The sequence below is a fragment of the Methylobacterium sp. Gmos3 genome, from assembly GCF_056430985.1.
The window spans coordinates 390,438-415,078 of the sequence record NZ_JBWJYL010000002.1; the positions used below are offsets into that span (position 1 = coordinate 390,438).

The 24,641-nt window shown below is 68.5% G+C and carries 22 protein-coding genes; 14 read left to right on the forward strand and 8 right to left on the reverse strand.

Annotation, left to right across the window (positions count from 1 at the left end):
• The first annotated feature begins 346 nt into the window (after positions 1-346).
• Together ACS5Q7_RS05425 and ACS5Q7_RS05430 are read left to right on the forward strand one after the other, a co-directional pair.
• The gene (locus tag ACS5Q7_RS05425) at positions 347-2,008 is read left to right on the forward strand and encodes a porin (RefSeq protein WP_478338391.1); all 1,662 of its coding nucleotides are present in this window, start codon (positions 347-349) and stop codon (positions 2,006-2,008) included.
• Between the two features lie 334 nt (positions 2,009-2,342).
• Positions 2,343-3,725 carry a 2-hydroxycarboxylate transporter family protein gene (locus tag ACS5Q7_RS05430; protein ID WP_478338392.1) on the forward strand — a complete coding sequence of 461 codons (1,383 nt, stop codon included), beginning with the start codon at positions 2,343-2,345 and terminating at the stop codon, positions 3,723-3,725.
• A 56-nt stretch (positions 3,726-3,781) separates the two neighbouring features.
• On the opposite strand, the gene ACS5Q7_RS05435 is transcribed toward ACS5Q7_RS05430, so the two are convergent.
• Positions 3,782-4,393, reverse strand: coding sequence for a glutathione S-transferase family protein (locus ACS5Q7_RS05435; protein WP_478338393.1), 612 nt, complete (start codon positions 4,391-4,393; stop codon positions 3,782-3,784).
• 93 nt (positions 4,394-4,486) lie between these two features.
• On the opposite strand from ACS5Q7_RS05435, the gene ACS5Q7_RS05440 reads away from it, so the two are divergent.
• Entirely contained in the window at positions 4,487-5,215 is a 729-nt protein-coding gene (locus tag ACS5Q7_RS05440; protein ID WP_478338394.1) for a helix-turn-helix transcriptional regulator, read from the forward strand.
• A gap of 25 nt (positions 5,216-5,240) precedes the next feature.
• Here the strand turns inward: ACS5Q7_RS05440 and ACS5Q7_RS05445 are convergent, their stop codons facing one another.
• A complete protein-coding gene (locus tag ACS5Q7_RS05445) occupies positions 5,241-6,308 on the reverse strand; it encodes a GSCFA domain-containing protein (RefSeq protein ID WP_478338395.1) in 1,068 nt (355 codons plus the stop codon).
• 68 nt (positions 6,309-6,376) lie between these two features.
• Between ACS5Q7_RS05445 and ACS5Q7_RS05450 the strand changes: the two genes are divergently transcribed.
• The gene (locus tag ACS5Q7_RS05450; RefSeq protein ID WP_478338396.1) at positions 6,377-7,396 is read left to right on the forward strand and encodes a WcbI family polysaccharide biosynthesis putative acetyltransferase; all 1,020 of its coding nucleotides are present in this window, start codon (positions 6,377-6,379) and stop codon (positions 7,394-7,396) included.
• Positions 7,397-7,398: 2 nt separating this feature from the next.
• Here the strand turns inward: ACS5Q7_RS05450 and ACS5Q7_RS05455 are convergent, their stop codons facing one another.
• Positions 7,399-7,797 carry a response regulator gene (locus ACS5Q7_RS05455; RefSeq protein ID WP_478338397.1) on the reverse strand — a complete coding sequence of 133 codons (399 nt, stop codon included), beginning with the start codon at positions 7,795-7,797 and terminating at the stop codon, positions 7,399-7,401.
• Positions 7,798-8,156: 359 nt separating this feature from the next.
• On the opposite strand from ACS5Q7_RS05455, the gene pal reads away from it, so the two are divergent.
• The 5 genes from pal to glmM all read left to right on the forward strand — a co-directional run bounded on the left by pal (position 8,157) and on the right by glmM (position 14,495).
• A complete protein-coding gene (gene pal / locus ACS5Q7_RS05460; RefSeq protein ID WP_478338398.1) occupies positions 8,157-8,669 on the forward strand; it encodes a peptidoglycan-associated lipoprotein Pal in 513 nt (170 codons plus the stop codon).
• An 82-nt stretch (positions 8,670-8,751) separates the two neighbouring features.
• A complete protein-coding gene (ybgF, locus tag ACS5Q7_RS05465) occupies positions 8,752-9,765 on the forward strand; it encodes a tol-pal system protein YbgF (protein ID WP_478338399.1) in 1,014 nt (337 codons plus the stop codon).
• Positions 9,762-10,826 (forward strand): tRNA lysidine(34) synthetase TilS, encoded by a 1,065-nt coding sequence (gene tilS, locus ACS5Q7_RS05470; protein WP_478338400.1) that lies wholly within the window; start codon positions 9,762-9,764, stop codon positions 10,824-10,826. Before ybgF ends, tilS begins: the two co-directional genes overlap by 4 nt.
• A 64-nt stretch (positions 10,827-10,890) precedes the next feature.
• Positions 10,891-12,813: an ATP-dependent zinc metalloprotease FtsH gene (gene ftsH, locus ACS5Q7_RS05475; protein WP_243955074.1), complete on the forward strand. Its 1,923-nt coding sequence runs from the start codon at positions 10,891-10,893 to the stop codon at positions 12,811-12,813.
• A 341-nt stretch (positions 12,814-13,154) separates the two neighbouring features.
• Positions 13,155-14,495, forward strand: a complete 1,341-nt coding sequence (gene glmM / locus ACS5Q7_RS05480) for a phosphoglucosamine mutase (protein ID WP_478338401.1) — start codon at positions 13,155-13,157, stop codon at positions 14,493-14,495.
• Between the two features lie 6 nt (positions 14,496-14,501).
• On the opposite strand, the gene ACS5Q7_RS05485 is transcribed toward glmM, so the two are convergent.
• A complete protein-coding gene (locus tag ACS5Q7_RS05485; RefSeq protein WP_478338402.1) occupies positions 14,502-14,846 on the reverse strand; it encodes an MmcQ/YjbR family DNA-binding protein in 345 nt (114 codons plus the stop codon).
• Between the two features lie 230 nt (positions 14,847-15,076).
• Between ACS5Q7_RS05485 and ACS5Q7_RS05490 the strand changes: the two genes are divergently transcribed.
• The 3 genes from ACS5Q7_RS05490 to ACS5Q7_RS05500 all read left to right on the forward strand — a co-directional run bounded on the left by ACS5Q7_RS05490 (position 15,077) and on the right by ACS5Q7_RS05500 (position 17,336).
• Positions 15,077-15,958, forward strand: coding sequence for an outer membrane protein (locus tag ACS5Q7_RS05490; RefSeq protein WP_478338403.1), 882 nt, complete (start codon positions 15,077-15,079; stop codon positions 15,956-15,958).
• Between the two features lie 194 nt (positions 15,959-16,152).
• Complete coding sequence (locus tag ACS5Q7_RS05495) at positions 16,153-17,061, forward strand: outer membrane protein (protein ID WP_478338404.1); 909 nt, start codon at positions 16,153-16,155, stop codon at positions 17,059-17,061.
• Positions 17,062-17,075: 14 nt separating this feature from the next.
• Positions 17,076-17,336, forward strand: coding sequence for a hypothetical protein (locus ACS5Q7_RS05500; RefSeq protein ID WP_478338405.1), 261 nt, complete (start codon positions 17,076-17,078; stop codon positions 17,334-17,336).
• Here the strand turns inward: ACS5Q7_RS05500 and ACS5Q7_RS05505 are convergent, their stop codons facing one another.
• Positions 17,337-17,885, reverse strand: coding sequence for an HNH endonuclease (locus ACS5Q7_RS05505; RefSeq protein ID WP_478338406.1), 549 nt, complete (start codon positions 17,883-17,885; stop codon positions 17,337-17,339). It abuts the gene before it with no gap.
• A 556-nt stretch (positions 17,886-18,441) separates the two neighbouring features.
• Here ACS5Q7_RS05505 and ACS5Q7_RS05510 point away from each other — a divergent pair.
• Entirely contained in the window at positions 18,442-21,102 is a 2,661-nt protein-coding gene (locus ACS5Q7_RS05510; protein ID WP_478338407.1) for a DUF3772 domain-containing protein, read from the forward strand.
• 101 nt (positions 21,103-21,203) lie between these two features.
• Here the strand turns inward: ACS5Q7_RS05510 and ACS5Q7_RS05515 are convergent, their stop codons facing one another.
• Positions 21,204-22,214 carry a diguanylate cyclase domain-containing protein gene (locus ACS5Q7_RS05515; protein WP_478338408.1) on the reverse strand — a complete coding sequence of 337 codons (1,011 nt, stop codon included), beginning with the start codon at positions 22,212-22,214 and terminating at the stop codon, positions 21,204-21,206.
• 125 nt (positions 22,215-22,339) lie between these two features.
• Here ACS5Q7_RS05515 and ACS5Q7_RS05520 point away from each other — a divergent pair, with 125 nt between their 5' ends.
• Positions 22,340-22,858, forward strand: a complete 519-nt coding sequence (locus tag ACS5Q7_RS05520) for a CAP domain-containing protein (protein WP_478338409.1) — start codon at positions 22,340-22,342, stop codon at positions 22,856-22,858.
• 6 nt (positions 22,859-22,864) lie between these two features.
• Here ACS5Q7_RS05520 and ACS5Q7_RS05525 read toward each other — a convergent pair whose 3' ends face one another.
• Both ACS5Q7_RS05525 and ACS5Q7_RS05530 read right to left on the reverse strand, forming a co-directional pair.
• Entirely contained in the window at positions 22,865-23,698 is an 834-nt protein-coding gene (locus tag ACS5Q7_RS05525; protein WP_478338410.1) for an OmpA/MotB family protein, read from the reverse strand.
• 1 nt (position 23,699) lies between these two features.
• The gene (locus ACS5Q7_RS05530; protein ID WP_478338411.1) at positions 23,700-24,473 is read right to left on the reverse strand and encodes a motility protein A; all 774 of its coding nucleotides are present in this window, start codon (positions 24,471-24,473) and stop codon (positions 23,700-23,702) included.
• Between the last annotated feature and the right edge of the window lie 168 nt (positions 24,474-24,641).

Sequence of the window (24,641 nt, forward strand, 5' to 3'; positions counted from 1 at the left end):
AAGTTCGACCGCCGAAAAGACCCTAGGCTGTCGAAAGACTGCACGTCCCCGGGGCAAAAGCCGCGCTTCGCCTGAGCTTCATGCGCGCAACGCAAACCTTTGCCGGCAATAGCCTTCGCAAGATGTTGCGGACCGGCAACATCACGTCGGAACGACGCCGCGACAGACAAATCCAAGTTGAACAGACTTAGCCGTTCGCACATGGTGATTGCGCACGGGGGCATCGCCAAGCGACGGCCCGCTGGAGCCCGCCACCTAAGACGCGGGCCAGATCAAATAAAAGAACGCGGTATGACCCGGAAACCGGGCGCTCCGCATCTTGGGTCTCGAAGCTTTGGAGATGATGATGAAGCTCTTGAAGAGCTCTCTGCTCGGGTCGGCTGCGGCGCTCGCCGCCGTCGGCGCTGCCCACGCGGCCGATCTGCCCGTCAAGAAGGCCGCCCCGATCGAATACGTCCGTGTCTGCTCGGCCTACGGCGCAGGCTTCTTCTACATCCCGGGCACCGATACCTGCCTGCGTCTCTCGGGCCGCGCCCGTTTCGAGGGCGGCTACGAGACGACGTACTCGCGTCAGTCCGGCGGTAACCTCGGCGACACCGCCGGCTACCGTGGCCTGCTCCGCATCAACCTCGATGCCCGCACCCAGACCGGCTACGGCACCCTGCGCGCCTTCACCCGTCTCGAAGTCGCCTCGCGCACCGGCGGTTCGTACGGCGGCGGCACCTCCGGCACCAACCAGCGTTGGGGCAACGCCTTCCCGGGCACCGGCACCGACCAGTTCGGCCGCGCCCAGCAGTACGTGAACGCGGACAAGGCCTTCATCCAGTTCGCCGGCCTCACCGCCGGTCGCGCCTCCTCGTTCTTCGACTTCTACGCCCACGACTTCGAGTTCGCTGCCGCCACCGGCGGTTCGGACGTCGCGTCGACCAACCTGTTGGCCTACACCGCCACGATCGGCAACGGCTTCTCGGCCACGATCTCGATCGAAGATCCGACCTTCCGCCGCACACCGATCTTCTCGCCGAACAGCACCGCCGCGACGGTCGCCAACGGTTCGGTCGGCAACTTCGGTCTCACCAGCCTGCCGGCTCCGGTCTTCTTCTTCAACGCCGCCGGCGCGATCGCCGGCACGACCTCGATCGACGTGATCGAGCGCAACCGCCTGCCCGACTTCGTCGGCGTGGCCCGCTACGACGCCCCGTGGGGTTCGGCCCAGATCTCGGCCGCGTCGCACGAGCTGAACGTCGGCAACACCACGGCCGCGCTGCCGACCGGTGCCGTCGCCGGCCAATCCTTCGTCGCCCACACCAACAGCGTGATCGGTTACGCTGTGCAGGGTGGCCTCAAGGTCAACGCGCCGTTCATCGCTCCGGGCGATGCGTTCTACCTCCAGGGCGCGTATGCCGACGGCGCTCAGCTCTACACCGGCTACTGCGCCTACACGGGCTGCGCGGCGCAGACCGCCGGCACCCTGCAGGGTCAGAAGTTCGCTCAGTACTTCAACGACGCGACGGTCAACCCGTTCACCGGCCAGCTGGAGACGTCCACGTCCTTCACGGTTTCGGCGGCTTACCTTCACTACTGGGCGCCTGAGTGGCGTTCGGCGGTGTTCGGCAGCTACGGCGAGCAGAACTTCAATGCCGGCGCCCGTCAGGCGCAGGGTCAGCTCTCCCAGTTCGTCAGCGGTATCAACGGCAACACCTTCGGCACGAACGGCGTCGGCGCCCCCGGCACCCGCTTCTACCAGCTCAGCCAGGCTCTCCGCGACACCTACCAGTTCGTGGTCGGCGCCAACGTGATCTGGTCGCCGGTCAAGGACCTCGATATCGGTCTCGAGGGCTTCTACACCCAGTACGGCGTGAAGAGCGGCCGCGTCATCGACCAGGACAAGGACCCGACGGCCTACACCGCCGCCCGCGTCGCGTCGATCAACGCCGGTGGCCCGGTCCGCACCGCCACCTCGGATGGCGTCCAGCAGATCCGTATTCGCGTCCAGCGCGACTTCTAAGGCAAACAAAGCGCCGGGGAGGCACTTCCCCGGCGCTCCGGATGAACCCCGTGTCATGCGGTCTTCGAGGCCCGGCGCCAGCGCCGGGCCTTTTTTATTGTCTTGCCGCTTATTCTCACGCTGAGCCGTCCCACTCGCCCGGTCTTCGCGCGATAAGATTCGGCGGGGATGAAAGTCGCCGCTCGGTCGTCGTCTCTCCCGTCGCGTTGCCGGCCCGATAGCGCGCTGGTACGCCTGAGCGCTCTCTCCTGGCGCTGCCCGATCCGAAACCGGCCGGGGTCGCACCGCACGAATACCGACCGGCTCGCCAGAAGCCGGACTTCGGAGGACAGCGATGAATACCGCAGCCGCGCGCCCGAGCCCGAGCCCCGCCGCCGTGCCGCCGACGCTCGCGCCGGCCTCGCCGCGCTTCTGGCCGGACCGCTGGTGGCGCCTGATCGACATCAAGATCGGCATCATCCCGCTGCCGGTCTACGCGATCCTCGCCGCCCTCATCGCGATCCTGGTGCAGGAGGGCGAGATCAAGCCGGACGGGCCGACGATGATCGCCGTCCTTGTCCTCGGCGGCTTCACCTGCGCCGAGATCGGCAAGCGGCTCCCGGTTCTGAAACACATCGGCGCGGGCGCGATCTTCGCGACCTTCATCCCCTCGGCGCTCGTCTACTACAAGTTCGTGCCGCCCCAGATGGAGAAGGCGATCATCGACTTCACCAAGTTCACGAACTTCCTCTACATCTACATCGCGACGATCATCGTCGGGTCCATCCTGGGCATGGACCGCGAGGTGCTGATCAAGGGCTTCCTGAAGATCTTCGCGCCGCTGGCCATCGGCTCCGTGGTGGCGGCCATCGTCGGCACCCTGGTCGGCACGATGCTCGGCATCGGCGCCTACAAGACCTTCTTCTTCCTCGTCGTGCCGATCATGGCCGGCGGCGTCGGCGAGGGCGCGATCCCGCTCTCCATCGGCTATGCGGCGATCCTCGGCACCCAGCAGGGGGTGATGTTCGCGCAGGTGCTACCGCCGGTCATGCTCGGCTCGCTCACGGCCATCGTCCTGGCCGGCACCCTGAACTACGTTGGCAAGAAGAAGCCGCACCTCACCGGCAACGGCAAGCTCCAGCCCGACGCGGAGGAGTTCAAGTCCAGCGACGCCCAGGCCAAGGCCGAGGCCGCGCAGAAGGGCATCGACCCCGCCACGATCGGCGCCGCCGGCCTCACCGCCATCACGCTCTACCTGCTCGGCGTCATGTGCCACCACCTGACCGGGCTGCCCGCCCCGGTGGCGATGCTGTTCCTCGCGGTGTTCGCCAAGCTCGCCAGCGCCGTCTCGCCCCGGCTCCAGGCGGGCGGCTTCGTGGTCTACAAGTTCGTCCAGGTCAGCATGACCTACCCGCTGCTCTTCGCCATCGGCGTGGCGCTGACGCCGTGGAAGGACCTGATGGCCGCCTTCACCATCGTGAACCTCATCACCATCATCGCGACGGTGGGAACGCTGATGACGGTGGGATTCTTCGTCGGCCGGGCCTTGAACATGTACCCGATCGAAACCGCCATCGTGAATGCCTGCCACAGCGGCCAGGGCGGCACCGGCGACGTGGCGATCCTCACCGCCGCCGACCGCATGGCGTTGATGCCCTTCGCCCAGATCGCCACCCGCATCGGCGGCGCCCTGACGGTGACCGGCACCCTCATCGTGATGAAATGGATCGGCGCCTGAGGGCACCGGCCCGGCCACGACATGCTACCTCGTCGTGAGGCGAGGCAGCAACGAGGCTAGCGACCGGCTTGCGGGCCGGATGCGCCATCCAGCGCCACGCCGCGAACGGCCGCAGGCCGCTCCTTGCACCGCGTGACGTAGTCATCGAGGGCATTGCTCGACGGGAACGCCTGACGGGCGAAGCCCAAGGCGCTGCCGATCAGGAGATCGGCGCCGCTGAACGTCTCGCCCGTCACATAGGGGACGCGCGTCAGGGTGGTCTCGAGCCGGTGCATGACCGCTTCGTGGTTCCGCCGTTTCTGCGGCGATCCCGCCAGCTCGCCCGACAGGCCGGCGAACAGGGCCGGTTCGAGTTCGCAGGCGTACCACGCGATCCATGTCAGGAACGCGCCCCGGCGCGGATCGCCGACGGCGGGGGCCAACGCCGCCTGGGGGAACGCCTCGCAGAGGTGGAGCACGATCGCGACCGATTCGGTGATCAGCACGCCGTCGTGGTCGAGGGCGGGCACGCGCTTGTCGGGATGCGGGTTGTCGGCATCCGGCTCGCCCGTTCCCGTCATCGGCCGGTAGATCGACACCGGCCTGATGACGTAGGGGGCGCCGATTTCCTCCAGCAGCCAGATGATGCGCGAGGAGCGGGATTGGGGAGCGTGATACAGGGTGATCATGGTCTTCGTACCTCGGCCACGGAGCGGGACAGGCGCGGCCCGACGCTTGTAGAAGCACCCTCCTGACAGCATCCTGGCAGCAGGAGACGGGCGATGCGCCGGGCGGACAGACTTTTCCAGATCATCCAGATCCTGCGGCGCTCGTCACGGCCCGTCACCGCCGCCGCCATCTCCACCGAGTTGGAAGTCTCGGTGCGCACGATCTATCGCGACGTGGCCGATCTCATCGGGCAGCGCGTCCCGATCCAGGGCGAGGCCGGGCTCGGCTATGTGCTCAGTGACGCGTTCGACATGCCCCCGCTGATGCTGACGCCCGACGAGATCGAGGCGGTCGTGCTCGGCGCGCAATGGGTCGCCGGGCGCGGCGATCCGGTCCTCGCTCGGGCGGCCCTCGATCTCATCGCCAAGATCACCGCCGTCGTGCCCGAGCGCCTGCGGCCCCTGCTCACCGATCCGTCAATCGGTACGCCCCCCGGCCTCCCGCCGGCCGGCGACGGCATCGACGTGGCACAGGTCCGCCAGGCGATCCGCGACGCGCGCAAGATCTGCCTGAGCTATCGCGATATCCGGGGCGAACGGAGCGAGCGGATCGTCTGGCCCGTGATCGTCGGCTATTTCGATCAGGCGCGTGTCCTCGCGGCCTGGTGCGAGCTTCGCCAGGAGTTCCGGCATTTCCGCACCGATCGGATCGTCGATGCACGGTTCCTCGATGAGCGTCACGGGGTCAGGCCCGCCCTCCTTCGGGCGCGCTGGAAGCGCAACCTCGTCGAGACGCGGAAGACCACCCTCTCCAGACCGCCCGCGGCCGTGACGGCCGGGTGATGGCGCAGCGAAGTCGGCGCGAGCCTCACGCGACGCTGCGCTCGATCTCCTCCTCGTCGCAGATCACGCCGGCATTGCCCTCGAACTCGGCGGCGAGGTCGACGGGGGCCTGAGGCGGTGCCTTGGATCCCCTGTCCTTCGCGAAGGCGCCGAGAAACACGCGCATCACGTGGCGCACGCCCGCGTCGTTGATGGTGCGCTGATCGTCGTTGTAGTAGCGCCCGGCATTCACGTTGCTAGTGATGATCTCGTAGGACGGGAAATAGACCGCCCGCGAATCGTCTCGCGCGACGGCCTCGCCCGCTGCCGCGCGCAATACAGCCTTGGAATAGCTGTTCGACACCATCACGTGCCGGTCCATGTACGTGGCGATCAACGGCACGGGAGAGACGGTGAGGATCACCCGCGCCGCCGGGTTGACGCTCCTGAGGCGGTCGAGGAACCGGTTCAGGTCGGCCAGCACATCCGCCGAGCCGGCATTGACGTACGCGTAGAGGTCGGGATCGTAGGTGCCGCCGGCCACGCCCGGTGCCAGTGGCAGGGCCGCCCCATCCGCGCGCCAGCACCAGCCCTCGGTGAGGCCGAGGGTGAAGACGAAGATGTCCAGGGTTTCGAAGAGGTGCCGGACGGCGGCGAGGTGCGCGTCGCGGGCGGCGATGACCTCCGCCTCGCTGGCGAAGCCGCCCGGTTCGATGGTCGGGCGAAACGGATCGACATAGCGCCCGTCGTCCCGCAGCCACGCCTTCAACTCGGGCTCGAACCGGCCATAGGCGCGGTCGAAGAGCTGGACGAGCTGGCGCGTGTAGTAGAGGTTGCCGTACCGCGCGGAATAGGTGCCGAACTGCCGGGCCTTGGCCTCGGCCTCGCTCATGCCCGCAGGCGGCGGCTCGGTCAGGTAGAAATTGAAGCCGGCGCCGTGCAGCGCCTCCGACACCCGCTGCGCGAAACAGGAGCCGCCCGTCGCGACCTTGTCAGTCAGCGCGATGGTAAAGTCGCTCGTCGGCTGCGGATTGACTGCAAAGGGCGGCACGTTCGTCACAGCCTTGCGCCAGAAACGCTCGGCCGGTAGACCCGTATACGGATTATTCGCCATCGCCGAACCCTCTTGCCGCTGTGGCGGGTTACGCCGCAGCCGCCCACCGCTCAAGACCAGCGCGCAACGTGGCCCTGACCGATCTGCCCCGGCGCGCCCGCCATGCGCTTGCCCTGTCGGCCCCTTCCTGGGCGACAGCGTGGCGGAACCGGACCCGCGAGCATCCGGCCCGAAACGGCCCCTCCATCGCCATCGTCGGCAATTGCCAGGCACGGGCGCTGGCCCAGGCCATGCGGCTGCTCGCGCCACAGAGCCCCGTGCGCTACCTGTCCATGGGCACGCTGAAGCGCGACCACGGCCATCTCGACGCGCTGGCAGGCGTGCTGCACGGGCATGATCGTGTCTTCAGCCAGTCGTTCCCGGAGGGGCTGATCCCGGGCGGCGGCAGTCTCCGGCTCAAGGAGCGGGAACCGCGCCTGACGCTGGTGCCGTCCATCGTCTTCTCGGCCTTCCACCCGGACATGGTCTATGCCGGCGCGGCCTCGGACCTCGCGACCCTGAAGCTCGCCCCCTCCCCCCTTGGGCAATACCACTCGGCCATCGTGCTGGCCGCGCACAGGCTCGGGCTCGACGCGGAGCGCACGACCGCGCTGTTCCGCGAGGATGTCTTCGCCCGGCTCGGCTACCTCGATTGGTGGGAACCGGCGGTGCGCGAACTGACGAGCGCCGCAGAGCAGGCGGGCTTCGAGCTCGACCGCGAATTGGCCCGCTGGGCGAGGCGCGGCGCCTTCATGCACCTGATGAATCACCCGAAGGCCTTCGTGGTGGGCGACATCGCCAAGCGGCTGTTGCGCGAAGCCGGCATCGAACCGGCGCCGGTCGAGATCGAGGATTACCTCGCCGACGAACTCGTCCACGACGTGGTGTGGCCGATCTACCCGCCGATTGCCGCGCAATTCGGCCTTGCCGGCTCCTACCTGTTCAAGGCGAAGGCGCGGAACGGGGCTTTCCCCGTGCTCTACGATCTGCCGGGTTTCGTCGCCGCGAGCTACGCGCTCTATGCGGGCATGGTGGCCTCGGACCTGCATTGTCCGCGCGTCGAGGCGTGGCTCGCGGCGCCGGACATCGTCGCCCTGTTGCGCGGGTAGGGTCAGCCCGCCGCTTGCAGGGCCGCCGGGGCGAGGGTGCCCTCGGCCATGGCGCGGATGGTGGCGTCGATCTCGCGAACCTGGAACGGCTTGCGCAGGAACAGGCTGCCAGGCACGCCGCGATGCCGGGACGAGGTATCCGCCGACGTATAGACGACCTGCCCCTCCGGCCTGATCGCCCGGAAGGCCCCCGCCACCGTCCACCCGTCGATCAGGCCCGGCAGGTGGATGTCGGTGAACAATGCGTCGATCTCCTCGCCGCGCTTGCGCAGCATGGTGAGGGCGGCCTCTCCCGTCGAGGCTTCGAGCACCCGGATGCCGCGCGCTTCGCAGAGACTCGCGACGATCTCCAGCAGGAGATAACTGTCCTCGACGATCAGGACGCTCTGGGCACGAAGCATGGCGGGCGCACCGGTGAACGCGATGATTCAGGATCGAGCGACCGGATTAAGAGGCGGTTAATCATGCGCGGAGCTTTCGCGCGCGCTCAACCCCTGTGGCGCGTGCGCCACCGCAGCGGCGAAAACGCATGGTTGTCGCGGAGATGCCGTCGCCGGGCCGCAATTCGGGTGCCCTAGGCGGGCTGCGGGTGCGTCGTCGCACGCCGCAGCGGAGGCCGCCGGCAGAAGCACCGGTTCGGGCGCCGCGCTGAACCCAGGCTTAACCATCGTAGCCTTAATGGGAGGCAGGCAAACGGCCGCGTCCCAGCCTCGAAGACCCAAGCCGGCCTTCGGCACCGCGCGAGGAGTTCTTGTACACGATGTCCGCGATCATCACCCGGCGCCTGCGCGCCGTCGCCCTCGGTCTCTCCATCTGCGCCGCCCTCGGCCTCGGCGCGTGCAGCAAGGACAGCGACCTCGCCGACGCCTCGGCCTACGGTGCCGGCGGCGGCGCCTCGACCCCCGGCAGCGCCCAGGACTTCGTGGTGAATGTCGGCGACCGCGTCTTCTTCGAATCCGATTCGACCGACCTGACGCCCACCGCCACCGCCACCCTCGACAAGCAGGCCGCGTGGCTGCTGCGCTACCCGCGCTACACGTTCATCGTGGAAGGCCATGCCGACGAGCGCGGCACCCGCGAGTACAACTTCTCCCTCGGCGCCCGCCGCGCTCAGTCGGTATTCGACTACCTGAGCAGCCGTGGCGTCGCCGCGGGCCGGATGCGGACCGTCTCCTACGGCAAGGAGCGTCCGGTGGCGGTGTGCAACGACATCTCCTGCTGGTCGCAGAACCGCCGCGCGGTCATCGTGCTCGACAGGGGCGCGGGCGCCTGATCGGCGCCGCTGGCCGTCTTTTTGCCGCGGACGGGGCGTTCTGATACGGGGCGCCCCGCCCGCTGACTACAAGTCGAGCCCCATGCACGCCCGCCTCCGTACACGTCTCCTCGCCGCGTTCGTCATCCTGCCGGCCCTGTTCGGCCCGGCGGTGGCGCAGGACGCCTCCGAACTCGTCGTTCGCCTGGGCCGGCTGGAAAGCCAGTCCCGCACGATGTCGGGGCAGATCGAGACCCTCCAATACGAGAACCGGCAGCTCAAGGAGCAGCTGCGCAAGTTCCAGGAGGACGTGGAATTCCGCCTGAACGAGAAGGGCGGCGGTGGTGGTGCCGCCGCGGCGAAGCCCGCCCGGAGTTCCGCTCCCTCCGCCGCGCCGGCCCCCGCCGCCCCGGGCGCCGTTAACGGCGGCAACCCCGGCTTCGGCCCGGCCCCGACGCGCCCGCAGCCGCAGAAGCGCGGCGATGCGTTCGACCCCGAACAGAACCCCGATGCGCCCGGCGCGCCGATGCGCCTCGGCGCCGCCGAGCCGTCCGCGCCCCTGCCCCAGCGCGAGGCCGCCGAGGCGGCGCCCCTGCCGCGCGGCGCCATCGATGACGAGGGCGAAAAGCCTTACGATGAACCCGTCGATCTGAACCCGCCGCGCCGGACGGGCGCCATCCCGAGTGTCGCGCCACGGCCGAGTGAGAGCGTCGCCGCCACCGGCACGCCGGATGCCGGGGCCGATTACGACGCCGCCGTCGAGCTGATCCATTCGCAGCAATACGAGCAGGCCGAGATGAGCTTGCGCCAGTTCCTGCAATCGCATCCGCGCGACGCCCGCGTGCCCGGCGCGACGTATTGGCTGGGCGAGAGCTACCTCGCCCGGGGCCGCACCCGCGAGGCGGCCGAGCAGTTCCTGAAGGTCTCGACCGACTACGCCCGCTCGGCCCAGGCACCGGAGGCGATGCTGAAGCTCAGCGTCTCCCTGAACGCGCTCGGCGCCAAGGAGCAGGCCTGCGCCACCCTCGCCGAACTCGAGCGCAAGTTCCCGAACGCCGCCACCGGCGTGCGCCAGGGCGTGACGCGGGAACAGAAGCGCGCCCGCTGCGCGGCGTGAGCGAGGCGGACGACCCGCTCCTCGAAGCGCTGCGCCCCTGGCTGAGGCCGGGTGAAGCGCGCGGCATCCTCCTCGCCGTCTCCGGCGGCCCCGATTCGACCGCGCTGATGCACGCGGCGGCGATCCTGGCGCCGGCCATGCCGCTCCACGTCGCGACCGTCGATCACGGGCTGCGCCCGGAAGCGGCCGCCGAAGCGGTGTCCGTCGGACAAGCGGCTTCGGCCCTCGGCCTCCCGCACGCCATCCTGTCCTGGCAGGGCGACAAGCCCGATACCGGGCTGCAGGACGCCGCCCGCGACGCGCGCTATCGACTTCTCGCCGCCCATGCCGCCGCGACGGGCGCCGACCTCGTCCTCACCGCCCATACCCGCGACGATCAAGCCGAGACGGTGCTGATGCGCCTCGCCGCCGGCAGCGCCCTGGCCGGGCTCGCCGGGATGCGGAGAGAGCGCCTGCTGGCGCCGGGCCTGCGCCTCGGGCGGCCCTTCCTCGGCCTCGACAAGGCGGTTCTCGTCGCATGGTGCGCGGCGCGCGGCCTGTCCTTCCTGCGCGACCCGTCGAACACCAACCCGCGCTTCGCCCGCGCCCGCCTGCGGGCGGCCGCGTCGGCGCTCGCCGCCGAGGGCCTGACGAGCGCGCGGTTGGCGCGGCTCGCCGAGCGCGCGGCCCGCGACGAGGACGCCCTGCGGCAGGCGGCCGAGGCCGCGCTGGCGGAGGCGACGCTTCCCGCGCCGGCCGGCTCACTGCATCTCGACGGCAGGAGGCTGTGCGCTCAACCCGAGGCGATCACCCTTCGCTGCATCGATCTGGCGTTCACCCGCGCGGGCGGGCGCGGCTATCGATTGGAGAAGCTGGAAGCCCTGGTGTTTGGCGGCCTACTGCCGGCCCTGCACGCCGGGGCGAGCCTGCGGCGAACCCTCGCGGGATACAGCGTGTCGGTCGATGGCGCCCGCAGGGTGACATTCGGACCCGCTCCTCCCCGGAAGAATGCCGGGCCTGCGGCACCCACGCCCGACTTACTTGGCAACGAAGACCCCCCCGCCTACATTGGCGAAGCGTGATCGGACGGGCTGGCGCTGTTGCGCGAGGGCCATCTGGGGGACCGCGCGCGCCAAGGATCGATCGATGAACCCGAATTTCCGCAACTTCGCCTTGTGGGTCGTCATCTTCCTGCTTGTGCTCGCCCTCGTCACGCTGTTCCAGAATCCTGGGCATCGCGGCGGCGGCAGCGAGATCGCCTATAGCCAACTGCTGAACGATGCCGATGCCGGCAAGATCCAGTCGGTGGTGATCTCCGGGCAGGATGTGTCCGGCACCTATGTCGGCGGCGGCAACTTCACCAGTTACGCCCCCAATGACCCGAACCTCGTCACCAAGCTCCAGGGCAAGGGCGTGCAGATCACTGCGCGTCCGCCGTCCGACAACACACCGTGGTTCATCCAGCTTCTCGTGAGCTGGCTGCCCATCCTCGTGTTCATCGGCGCCTGGATCTTCCTGTCGCGCCAGATGCAGTCCGGCGCAGGCCGCGCCATGGGCTTCGGCAAGTCGAAGGCCAAGCTCCTGAACGAGGCCCACGGGCGCGTCTCCTTCGATGACGTCGCCGGCGTCGAGGAGGCCAAGGAGGATCTGCAGGAGATCGTGGAGTTCCTCCGCGACCCGCAGAAATTCCAGCGCCTCGGTGGCCGCATCCCGCGCGGTGTGCTCCTCGTGGGCCCGCCCGGCACGGGTAAGACGCTCATCGCCCGCGCCGTCGCGGGTGAGGCCAACGTGCCGTTCTTCACCATCTCCGGCTCGGACTTCGTGGAGATGTTCGTGGGCGTCGGCGCCAGCCGCGTGCGCGACATGTTCGAGCAGGCGAAGAAGAACGCGCCCTGCATCATCTTCATCGATGAGATCGACGCGGTCGGCCGCCATCGCGGCGCCGGCCTCGGCGGCGGCAACGACGAGCGCGAGCAGACCCTGAACCAGCTCCTCGTGGAGATGGATGGGTTCGAGGCGAACGAGGGCGTGATCATCATCGCGGCCACCAACCGCCCCGACGTGCTCGACCCCGCGCTGCTGCGCCCGGGCCGGTTCGACCGCCAGATCATGGTGCCGAACCCCGACGTCACCGGCCGTGAGCGCATCCTGCGCGTCCACGTCCGCAAGGTGCCGCTGGCGCCGGACGTCGATCTGAAGACCATCGCCCGCGGCACGCCCGGCTTCTCGGGCGCGGACCTGATGAACCTCGTCAACGAATCGGCCCTGCTCGCCGCCCGTCGCGGCAAGCGGATCGTGACGATGCACGAGTTCGAGGACGCCAAGGACAAGGTGATGATGGGCGCCGAGCGGCGCACCCTCGTCATGACCGAGGACGAGAAGCGGCTCACCGCCTATCACGAGGGCGGCCACGCCATCGTCGCCCTCAACGTCCCGGCGACCGACCCGGTCCACAAAGCGACGATCATCCCGCGCGGCCGTGCCCTCGGCATGGTCATGCAGCTGCCCGAGCGCGACAAGCTGTCGATGTCGTTCGAGCAGATGACGTCGCGTCTGGCGATCATGATGGGCGGCCGCGTCGCCGAGGAAATGATCTTCGGCCAGGACAAGGTGACCTCCGGTGCCCAGTCGGACATCGAGCAGGCCACCCGCCTCGCGAAGATGATGGTGACCCGCTGGGGCTTCTCGCCCGAGCTCGGCACCGTCGCCTACGGCGACAACAACGACGAGGTCTTCCTCGGCATGTCGATGGGCCGCCAGCAATCGGTGTCCGAGTCGACCGCCCAGAAGATCGACGCCGAGGTGCGCCGTCTGGTCGAGACCGGCCTGACCGATGCCCGGCGCATCCTCGCCGAGCGCAAGGACGACCTCGAGTCGCTGGCGCAGGGACTGCTCGAATACGAGACCCTGACCGGCGAGGAGATCCGCAACCTCATCAAGGGTCAGCCCCCGGTCCGCGATGGGGGCGACACGCCCTCGACGCCGGCCCGGCCCTCCTCCGTTCCCTCTGCCGGCCGTGGACGGCCGAAGGAAAGCGACGGCGGGATGGAACCGCAACCGCAGGTCTGAGGCTCGATGCACTGACGTGACGAGGGGCGCCGAGAGGCGCCCCTTTTTCGTCCGCCCACACGTCTCTCTCGTCGCTGCGAGGAACGAAGCAATCCAGGGACGACGCGCCGCTTCCCGAACGTGGCGCAACCCCAGATTGCTTCGTTCCTCGCAATGACGACGGTGAGGCGTATGGCGCGAGGGTCGGGCCGAAGCGATCCACAGAACCGGTGTGCCCGCCGCATTTCGACCGCCTTTGTCGCGGAGCACCCGATTCACCACGCCCCCGGCCGAAGCTCGGCCAGCGGGCGAAATCTGCTATGATGGCCGGGTGCGCCCCGAACGGCGCCGGAGACGCGACGTTGCGCAAGTATTTCGGGACCGACGGCATCCGTGGCCGCGCCAACGGGATCATCACGCCGGAGCTCGCCCTGAAGGTCGGGCAGGCGGCGGGCCTCGTGTTCCAGCGCGGCGACCACCGCCACCGGGTGGTGATCGGCAAGGACACGCGCCTCTCGGGCTACATGATCGAAACCGCCCTCGTCGCCGGCTTCACCTCGGTGGGCATGGACGTGCTGCTCCTCGGCCCGGTGCCGACCCCGGCGGTGGCGATGCTCACCCGCTCGATGCGCGCCGATATCGGCGTGATGATCTCGGCCTCGCACAACCCGTTCGAGGATAACGGCATCAAGCTGTTCGGCCCGGATGGCTTCAAGCTCAACGACGAGGTCGAGCGCGAGATCGAGGCGCTGATCGATGCCGAGCTGCACAAGCGGCTCGCCGGCTCCTCGGACCTCGGCCGCGCGAAGCGGATCGAGTCCGTCCACGCCCGCTACGTCGAATTCGCCAAGCGCACCCTGCCGCGTTCCGTGACCCTCGAAGGGCTGCGGGTGGTGGTCGATTGCGCCAACGGCGCCGCCTATCGCGTGGCGCCGGAAACCCTCTGGGAACTCGGCGCGGACGTGATCAGCATCGGCGTCGAGCCGGACGGGTTCAACATCAACCGCGATGTCGGCTCGACGGCGCCGACCGCCCTGGTCGACATGGTGCGCGAGCGCCGGGCCGATATCGGCATCGCCCTCGACGGTGACGCCGACCGGGTGCTGATCGTGGACGAGAAGGGCCACGTGGTCGACGGCGACCAGTTGATGGCCGTCATCGCCCGCTCGTGGAAGGAAGACGAGCGCCTCACCCAGCCGGGCGTGGTCGCGACCATCATGTCGAACCTCGGCCTGGAGCGCTTCCTCGGCGGGCTCGGCCTCAATCTCGCGCGCACCGCCGTGGGCGACCGCTACGTCCTCGAGCATATGCGCGAGCACGGCTACAACCTCGGCGGCGAACAATCCGGCCACATCATCATGTCGGATTACACCACGACCGGGGACGGTCTGGTCGCCGCCCTGCAATTGCTCAGCGTCGTCCAGCGCAGCGGCAAGCCGGTGAGTGAGGTCTGCCACTGCTTCGATCCGCTGCCGCAGATCCTGAAGAACGTCCGCTACCGCTCCGGCGAGCCCCTGCGGCAGGACAGCGTGGTGACGGTGATCGAGCAGGCGCGCGGCCGGCTCGGCCAGTCGGGCCGCCTCGTCATCCGCCCGTCGGGCACCGAGCCGGTGATCCGCGTGATGGCCGAGGGCGACGACCGCACCCTGGTCGCCGAAGTGGTGGACGAAGTGGTCGAGGCCGTCGCCAAGGCCGCCGCCTGACCCGAACTAGCCCGGCCGCCCCTCGTAGCGCAGCACGAGGTCGGCCGGCGCGGTGATCCGCCACGCCGCGAGCAACGCCTCGCGCAGGGTGTCCTCCTCGCAGTCGTACAAATCGAGATTGGTCCAGCCCCGGCGCCCCCAGGCGCCGTCGAGGGGCTGGAACAGGTCTGGTTCGGCCTCGCAGAAGGCCTCCTGCGCCTCCGGGCCGAGCCGCAGCACCACCCTCTCCTCCTCCACCCAGAGCGTGCCCAGCACCCGTCCGCCGACGCGGAAATCCGGGTTGCCGCGATGCGCGCCCTCGATCACCTGGGGCAGCAGACGGGCCAGCGCGCGTACATCGTCGCCGGTCATTGCGGGGCTCCGCCCTCGGGCGCTTCGAAAACTTGCAATCCCAAACCTTAACGCTGGCGAAAACAGTTGCCGAGATCTTAACGACTGCGCAACACTTCCCGCACTGGCTGAAATCTTTGTCAGGACTGAAACTTAACGTTAAGCTCGGTTTAAGGTGTTGCGGTCATCCTCATGAATGTCAATCGGCCGGCACTAAGCTTCCGGCACGCGATACGAGTGAAGGAATCCTTATGGCCCGCTCCAAGCTACATGCTGTGGTGCGCGTCGCGACGCTCGTGGCGAGCGTCGGCGCGCCCTGTCTGGCACTTGCTGCCGATCTTCTGCCGCCGCCCCCTCCCCCGCCGATGCCCCCGCCCGTCGATTTCGCGGGTGGCTGGTATCTGCGCGGCGACGTGGGCGCCAGCATCTACACCGCCCCGAAGTACAGTGTGAACGATATTCCGGGCACCGTCTTCTTCGGCGAGGCCCAGTCGGGTGGCCTCTTTGCCGGCGTCGGCGTCGGTTATCAGTTCAACAACTTTTTCCGCGGTGACGTGACCGGCGAATACCGCACCGCTTCGCTGCGCCTGTCGAGCTACAACGATTTCGGGTGTGGCTGCGGCGATGTCACCGGCCGCAACTTCAACCTGACGAACGGCCATTACGATGCCGCCGTGGTTCTCGCGAACGGCTATTTCGACCTCGGCACGTGGTACGGCGTCACGCCGTTCGTGGGCGGCGGTGTCGGCGTGGCGTTCAACTCCTTCTCCGGCTTCACCGACAGCGGCGTCACCAACTTCTACTCGCCGGACCGCTACAACCAGCCGACCTCGCCGGGCTTCTTCAAGGCGAAGACCACCGAGAGCCTGGCCTGGGCACTCCATGCCGGTCTCGCCTACGACGTGACCCCGAACTTCAAGGTCGAACTGGCCTACCGTTACCTCAACCTCGGCCACGCCCAGACCGGCGTGCTGACCTGCCTCGACGCCTCCTCGCCGAACTGCACCACCGTGCTGAAGGCGAAGAGCCTCGAAGCCCACGATATCAAGCTCGGTGTCCGCTACATGATCGGCAGCGCCTTCGTGCCCCCGCTCCCGCCGCTCATGCCCGAGCCGCTGGTGCGCAAGTACTGATCATCCCACAACGAGACGGGCGAACGGCGCGGGCTTCCCGCGCCGTTCGTGTTTTTGGCCCTTGCATCGATTGCGTTCGCGTCAAGGCAGAACACACTCAATTCGGCGATTGCAACGGTCGATTAAGGTTACTGTCGTATCTTTCAACCGTGGCGTGAAGACTCATCTGCTTCGCAGCCCCGAGGATTGTTGGGATGCGTAAGATCTTGCTTTCGCTGTTCGCCTTCGGCGCGATCGGGACAGCGCAATCGGCCGACCTCGATTACGATTACCTGCGCGGTGCCGATTTCGATCCGCCCCCCGCCCCGGTCATCGATTGGAGCGGCTTCTACATCGGCGGCCACGGCGGCTGGTCGACGCACAGCCTCGGATACGGCAACACGGCGCAGCCCATCGTCGCGAGCTACCTGCGGCAGACGGTGGCGGAAGCCGAATTGTCGGCCTCGACGCTCCTCTCCACCCCCACCAGCAAGCGCGTCTTCGGCGCGAGCTACGGCGCCTATGCCGGCTTCAACGCTCAGTTCGACGACATCGTGCTCGGCATCGAAGTCGATTACACGCATTTCGGCCTCGGCGGCGGCGTCAGCGATGCGATCGGGCGCTACAAGACCACGAGCGACGGCTACAACACGCTCGTCAACCTGACATCCAACTCGTCGACGAAGGTCACCGACTACGCGTCGTTGCGGGCCCGCGCGGGCTACGCCTTCGGCAATGTCCTGCCCTACGTGACGGGTGGCCTCGCGGTCGGCTCGGCGCAGATCACCGACCGGGTCACGATCCAGAATGCCGGCTACGACCAGGCGACGTACAAGTCGAACCTGGCCTTGGCGGCCGGCGCCACGCCGGCTTACGTCAACCGTTACGGCTACAGCTTCTTCGATCCGACCAACCCCGGCACGGCGGTGCTGGCGAGCCCCTACGTCTACAACCGGACGAAGACGAAGACGGTGGCCGGCATCGCGGCCGGCGCGGGTATCGAATACGCGATCACGCCGAACGTCCTGCTCCGCGCCGAGTACCAATACGTGCTGTTCAACAGCTTCGATGGGCACAAGGCCAACATCAACACCTTCCGCGGCGGCGCGGCGGTCAAGTTCTGATCCCGGAGCTTTCCATGACACGCGGTTCGCGGGCTCTCGGCCTGCCCCTGCTCGCGATCCTGCTGTGCGGCGGGTTCACCCCCGCCGTGGCGCGGGAGGACGCCTTCTCCGACGCTCCGCCCCGCCATGTGCGCGTCTACCGCCGCCCGGTGGCCCCGCCGCCCTTTGCCGGGCCGCCCGCGATCGTCAGCGGCTACCTGCCGCGCAACAATTCCGTGCCGCTCTACAACGAGCCGCCGGGCATCCGTTCGCCCTACGGCACCTACGGCCGCTGATCAGCTCTCCAGCTCGCTATCCCAGTAGAGATAGTCGAGCCAGGTGTGGTGATACTGCCGGTGGTCGAATTCCGGCTGGCGATGGTGCAACTCGTACCGCGTCGGCCGGCGCGGCGCGTTCATGAGCGGCATCTCGGCCTCCTCGGGCGTGCGGTTCGCCTTGCGCAGGTTGCAGGGCGAGCAGGCCGCGACGACGTTGTCCCAACTCGACAGGCCGCCCCGCGAGCGTGGCACCACATGGTCGAAGGTCAGGCCGCCCGAGGGGAGGCGCAGGCCGCAATACTGGCAGGCGAAGCCGTCGCGCAGGTAGATGTTGTAGCGGGTGAAGGCCGGGCTGCGCGCCAGGGCCACGTAGTTCTTCAGGGCCACCACGCTCGGCACCCGCAGCGACCGCGAGGGGGAGCGCGCCTCCACGTCGTAGCTGGCCACAAGGGTCACACGGTCGAGGAACAGGGCCGTGAACGCATCCTTCCAGGACCACAGAGACAACGGATTGTAGGAGAGCGGCCGATAATCCGCGTTCAGGACGAGGGTTTGAAGGTCCATCATCGGCGCGTCTCGCTCACGGCTATCTTTGGCGCGTCCAGCGCGCGGGAAGTGGCCCGCGCCCCGCCCACCCGCCGCTCTCGCGACCGGGAACAGGCGGCGAGCGGCGTCGAGAGACCGCCGTGGGGGGGGTCCCGTCGCGCGCCTCGCGCGGTGTCGGAATGTGGATGCGGATGGGCGACAGGGCCGGAAGCCGGCGCGAAGACACGCCGGGGCTGGCACTCGGATACGGTACGCGGCCGGGCCGGGACGCTAAATCCGTCGGCCGCGCCCCTTCGCTTAGTGACGAAAAGGCCCTGTCCATAAGGGCTTCATCTAATCCCACCGTGACACCCTTGTGAAGCTTTTCGCGCCTGTCGCAGGGACGCACCCACATCCCTTTCGGTTTTCGCGCCCGCACAGGGACAATCCGGCGGCGGGGGTTGGGTCACGCACGCTTTGGCCTTATTCGTCTGGCGAAACCGCCGCCTCGCGCGGCCTGCCCGTCGCGACTCGCCCGCGAATCGCCTGTGGCCCCGCATCCCGGCGCCAATCTGGCCACCCGTCGAGAGGTTTGCTCATGCTGTTTTCGCCAGTGCGCGTATCCACGCCGCACGGCCCGCGCCGGCTTCACGCCACGCCGCTCGCGTTTCTGGCCGCCCTCGGGGCAGCCCTGTGCCTTGCCTCCCCCCTCCCCGCCTCTGCCCAGGGTCCCGCGACCCAAGCGCCGCCAGCCTCACAAGCGCCATCCGCCGCCCAGGGGCCTGCCACCCAAGCCCCCGCGAAACCCGCCGAGGCCAAGAAGCCCGACGCGAAGCCGGCCGTCGCACAGGTTGAGCCGCCGGAGCAGTTCAAGATCGTCCGCGCCAAGCTCGACGAGGCCAAGTCCGAACTCGACAAGCGCGAGAAGGAACTTGGCCACACCGACCTGACCGCCGCCGACCTCTCAACCATCCGCGATTCCGTCACCACGGTGACGGACGAGGTGCGCGCCATCGTCAGCCGGCTGGACGACCCCCTGGCCTCCGCCCGCGAGCGCCTGTCGCAGCTCGGCCCCAAGCCGAAGGAGGGTGAGGAGAGCGCCGACGTCGCGCAGCAGCGCGCCGAGCGCGAAGCCGCCGTCACCCGCATCGACGAGACCCAGCGCCTCGCCCGCTCCCTCGTGGTGCAGGGCGACCAGCTGGTGGACCGGGTCTCGAACCGCCGCCGCGCCTCGTTCACCCGCGACCTGTTCCAGCGCACGCACCCGCTCATCAGCCCCAGCCTGTGGGAAAAGGTGGCCGCCGACATGCCGCGCGATATGCGCTCGCTGCAGAGCGCGGTGACGGATATCGGAGTGCTGTTCTCGCGCAACGGCAGCATCGGCAACCTGCTGCTCCTCGGCCTCGCCTTCGGCGTATCGGTGGCCCTGTATTTCGGCCGCCGCAACATCGCGCCCCGCGCCGCCCGCCGCGACGAGAATAAGACCGAACCCTCCCGCCGGGCGACGCTGATGGGGGCGTGGCGGGTCATCCTCGTCGGCACGGTGCCGGCGGTGGCCGGCTCCTACGCGGTGTTCTACGCCCTCGACGAGACCAACCTGCTCCCGTCCCGGCTCCTGCCGGTCGCGGGTGCGATCCTCGGCGGGCTCGCCTTCATCGCCGCCGTCGAGGCCCTGTGCGACGGGCTGCTGAGCCCGGACAAGCCGGCCTGGCGCCCCGCCCCGGTCAGCGACTCGGCGGCGACGCGCCTGAAGCTGCTCGCGGTGAGCATCGCCACCATTGCAACGGTGGTGAAATCCGTGGAGGCGCTCAATTCCGGCATCTCGGCGGCGCTCACCATCTCGATCGCGACGCGCGGCATCGGCGCCGTGGCGACCTCGCTGATCCTCGCCATCGGCCTGCACCGTTTCGCGGACACGGAACAGGAGGAAGAGGCCTGCTTCGGCCCCTACGTGCCCACCAAGACCACCACCGGCATCGGCGGACCGGCCCGACTCGTCGGCTGGGTCGCGGTGGTAGTGATCGGCTTCGCGGCGCTCGGCGGCTATGTCGCGCTGGCGACGTTCCTTACCGACCAGCTGATCTGGGCGACCTGCATCCTCGTGGTGCTGTACCTGCTCGTGCAGAGCGTCGACACGTTCCTCGGCAAGGCGCTCACCGACGAGAGCCGTCTCGCCACGGCACTGCAAGCCAATACCGGCCTGCGCAAACGCTCGCTCAACCAGATCTCGGTGCTGGCGACGGGCGCGGCCCGCGTGGTGCTGATCCTCGTCGCGGCCCTGCTGATCCTGGCGCCCTGGGGCCTGGATTCCACCGACATCACCTCCTCGATGCGCTCGGCCTTCTTCGGCTTCCAGGTCGGCGGGGTGACGATCTCCCTGTCCTCCATCGTGCTGGGGATCGGGGTGCTGGCGATCGGCGTGATCGTCACCCGGGCGATCCAGCGCTGGCTCGATCAGACCTACCTGCCTGCGACGGACCTCGATGCGGGCCTGCGCAACTCGATCTCGACGGTCGCGGGCTATTGCGGCTTCCTGCTCGCGCTGGCGATGGCCTTCTCGTATCTCGGCCTGAGCCTCGAGAAGATCACCATCGTGGCCGGCGCGCTGTCCGTCGGTATCGGTTTCGGTCTCCAATCCATCGTCAACAACTTCGTCTCGGGCCTGCTCCTGTTGTGGGAGCGGCCGATCCGCGTGGGCGATCAGGTGGTGATCGGCGATTCCGAGGGCATCGTGAAGCGCATCTCCGTGCGCTCCACCGAGATCCAGACCTTCGACCGCTCGGCGGTCATTGTGCCGAACTCGAACCTCATCTCCGGCATCGTGAAGAACCGGGTGCGGGGCGACCGCACCGGGCGGCTCTCTCTCACCGTCAACGTCCTGCGCAACCAGGATCCGGTGAAGGCGGCGGAACTCATCACCGGCTGCGCCGACGCGCATCCCAACGTGGTGCGCGATCCGCCGCCGCGGGTGGTGTTCCGCAAGATCGGCGACACCTTCCTCGAATTCGAGCTGCTGGCCTGGATCAGCGACGTGTCGCTCGGCCTCAAGGTGCAGACGGACCTGAACTTCGCGGTGTTCAGGACACTGACCGAGCAGGGACTGATCCCGCCGCTGGGTCCAGGTGCGAGCATCGTGACGGTCCAGGGGCTCGACGACATGCAGAACGCGATGGGCGCGATCGCCAAGACCTTCGTACGCCCGACCCAGGAGAATGCGAAGAGTCCGGCGCCCGAGACGATTCCGGCCGCGCCGCTCTAGTGCATCGATCCAGACAAAGGCGTCAGCCGTGTCTGGAAAAATTGATGCAAAAACAGGGAGCTAGTGCAGAGACGCATGAACGGAGTGAGTGCGTCACTGCACTAGCGGCGGCCCTGCGTCGCGGTGGGCCGCTCACCGATCTCATGGTCGAGCAGCGCCATGTTGCGACCGGATGCCTTCGCGGCATAGAGCGCGGCGTCGGCGCGGGCGAAGAGGTCCCGCGTCGGTCCCGTCCGCGCGCGGGCGATGCCCACCGAGGCGCCGACCGTGAGCACGAGGCCGGCATGGGCGAAGGGCCGCCCGAGGCCGGCGACGATGGCCGCGCCGAGGGTGCGAAGGGCGGCCGGCTCGGCCGGCGGCGGGACCAGCACGGCGAACTCGTCGCCTCCGAGGCGGGCCACGAGGTCGGCCCCGCTACAAATTCGCGCGAGCCGCGCCGCCGCGCGCTTGAGGCAGGCGTCGCCCGCCACGTGGCCATGCGCATCGTTGATGGCCTTGAACCCGTCGAGGTCGATCAGGATCAGCGCTCCCGGCGGCAGTCCATGGCAGCCATCCGGCTCGTGGAAGCAGCGCTCGAAGGCGCGCCGGTTGGCGAGGCCGGTGAGCGGATCGAGATCGGCGCTCCGGTGAAGCTCGGCGAGCCGCGCGATATCGGCCGTGATGTCCTGATGCGTGCCGAACAGGCGCACCGGAACGCCGGCCCGCGTCTCGATGCCGGCCCGCGTCCGCAGCCAGCGCCGCTCGCCCAGGGGCGTGACGATCTCGCTGTCGAACTCGAAATTGCAGATGCGCGCCAAAGCCTTGCTGCGCAACACGTTCAGCAGCCGGAGCGAGGACGCCTCGTACATGTCCAGGATGCGCGACCGCTGGAGGCGGCTCCCCCTGCGCATACCGAAGACATCGAAGCTGTTGCCGGACCATTCCAGCGCCTCGTCCCGCAGGCGGCACGACCACAATCCGACACCGCCGGGCAGGTCGGCCTGCCGCAAGATCCCGTCTTGCCGGCGCAGAAGCGCCGATTGCGCGCGGATGATCGCCGCCTGGATCGCGATCCGCGCGTCGGCATCGTCGCCATCGGTGGGGGAGGAGGTGGGCTCGGCGGATCCTGACATCTCACCGCGTTCGTCTTGTGCGCGATCAGAATGCCTGCGTCCGGTAAACACACGGTCACCTTTCACCCCGGATGTACAGTGCGGGCGCCATGATTATATGCCGCCTTCCACGGGGGGGATGGGGGATGTCGGGCGTGATCGGGTGGGGCGGACGGACAGCAATCAATCTGGCGGGTATGCTGGCGGCCACGGCGCTCCTCGGCGCCTGTGCCGCGAACGCGCCGACGACGAATGTCGTGCCGGCGCTGTATCTGCCGCTCGCGTCGAACACCGCGCAGGTCGATACCGAGACCGCGCGGGACATGATCTCGTCCTACCGCCGCAACCATGGGGCGGGACCGCTCACCGTCGATCCGGAATTGCAGAGGCTGGCCGAAACCGAGGTCGCCGCCATGGCCGCCGCCGACCGCCCGAGCAAGGCGCAGACGGTGAAGGCGGCGGTGACGCGCCTCGGCTATACGGACGTGAACGCCAATCTCTCGGCGGGCTACCACACCTTGGCCGAGGCCTTCTCCGGCTGGCGCGAGAGCCCGCCCCACAACGCGACGATGCTCGATCCGAATGCGGCGCGCATGGGCATCGCCACGGCCTACGCGCCCGGCTCCAAGTACAAGGTGTACTGGGCGCTGCTCACCGCGCGCTGAGGCGGCTTAGGGGATGCCCTTCATCAGCGGGGTCGGCGGCGCTTCCCTCAGAAGCGTCATGGTCACCCGGCGATTGGCCGGCATGTAGGGGTCGTCCGGGAACAGCGGCTCGGTGTCGGCCTTTCCGGCCACCGTACTGAAGCGATCATCGGGCACGCCGGCCCCGGCCAGGATGTCGCGCACGCTGATCGCCCGTCCGGCGGACAATTGCCACGGGGGCGCGGGCGGGCGGCGGCCCGGTCGGTCGGTGGCGGTGTAGCCGGTGATGACGATGCGGTTCGGCATCTTCCGCAGCGCCGGGGCGAGCCTTTCGAGAAGCTGCCGCGTGAGCTCGTTCGGCCGTGTCGATCCATCCGGGAACATCGAGCGCCCGTCCTGATCCACGATGGAGACGTCGAGCCCCTTCTCGTGACGGGTGATCACGACGTTCTTCGAAATCTCGGCGAAGTCCGGCATCTGCTGAAGCGCCTGCCGCAGGGAGGCGGCGGCGAGACCGAAATTCTCCGGCTCGCCGGCATCGCTCAAGCCGTCCTCGGCGCTCTGGTCGATGGACGGGGGCGTCGTGCGGTCGGTGGCCCTTTCCGGCGGGATGTTGCGCAGGTTCTTGAGCCGGTCGGCGGCCGGGATGCCGTCCGCCTCGGTGATGCCGGCGAAGCGCGAATCCTTGGCCACGCCGAACGCGTCGCGCATCGAGCCGGCCACGAGCTGGAGCTTCTTCTGGTCCTGCGTCGAATAGGCGGCGACCATGACGAAGAAGCTCATGAGGAGCGCCATCAGGTCGGCGAAGGTGACGAACCAGCCGTGGCCGCCATGCGCGCCGCCGCGCTTCCGCCTGGCCATGTCAGGCCGCCGCCTCCAAGATCGCGTCTCGATTGTTGTGCGGCAGGTAGGCGACCAGCATCTCACGCACGAGCGTCGCGCTCTTCTGGTCGCGGATCAGCAGGATGCCGTCGATGATGAGGGAGCGGGAGACGTCCTCCTCCTCGAGCTTGACGTGCAGCTTGTCGGCGAGCGGCAGTGTGATCAGGTTGGCGATCACCGCCCCGTAAAGGGTGGCGAGCAGGGCCGTCGCCATGGCCGGGCCGAGCTTCGACGGGTCGGACATGTTGGCGAACATCGCCACCATCCCGAGGATCGTGCCGATCATGCCCCAGGCCGGAGCGCAGTCGCCATAGGCCCGGTACACCTTCGAGCCCTCGTCCAGATGCAGCAGGAAGTTGTCGCGGTCCCGCTCCATCGTGTCGCGGATGAATTCCCGGTCGTAGCCATCGGCGATGTAGCGTGCGCCCTGGGCGAGGAACGGATCGGAAATCTCCATGTTCTCCAGGGCCATCGGCCCCGACCTCCGCACCACGTCGGCGATCCGGGTGAGTTCCTCGATCAGCTCCATCGGCTTCACGGAGCGCGTCATGAACGCGAACCGCAGGCCCATCGGGATGCCGTGCATGATGGTCGAGAAGGGAAAGCGGATCATGGTCGCGGCGGTGGCGCCGCCGAACACCACCACCATGGCGTGTTCCGACACGTAGGCGCCGAAATGCCCGCCATCGAGCATGATGAGGCCAATGACGACGCCGACGCCGGACAAGAGCCCTAGTGCGGTCGCGAGATCCATGAGATGTGGCCTGGCCCGATTTCGAGGGGCGCCGGATCTGACTCACGGCGCACCCGCCGGTAGCGTTAGGCCGGCGTGCTGAAAGAACGGTAAAGGACGGGGATCCTGTCACATCCCGTCATCGCCCGTTCAGCCGGGACACGGCATAAGCCCCTCGTCACAAGGGGG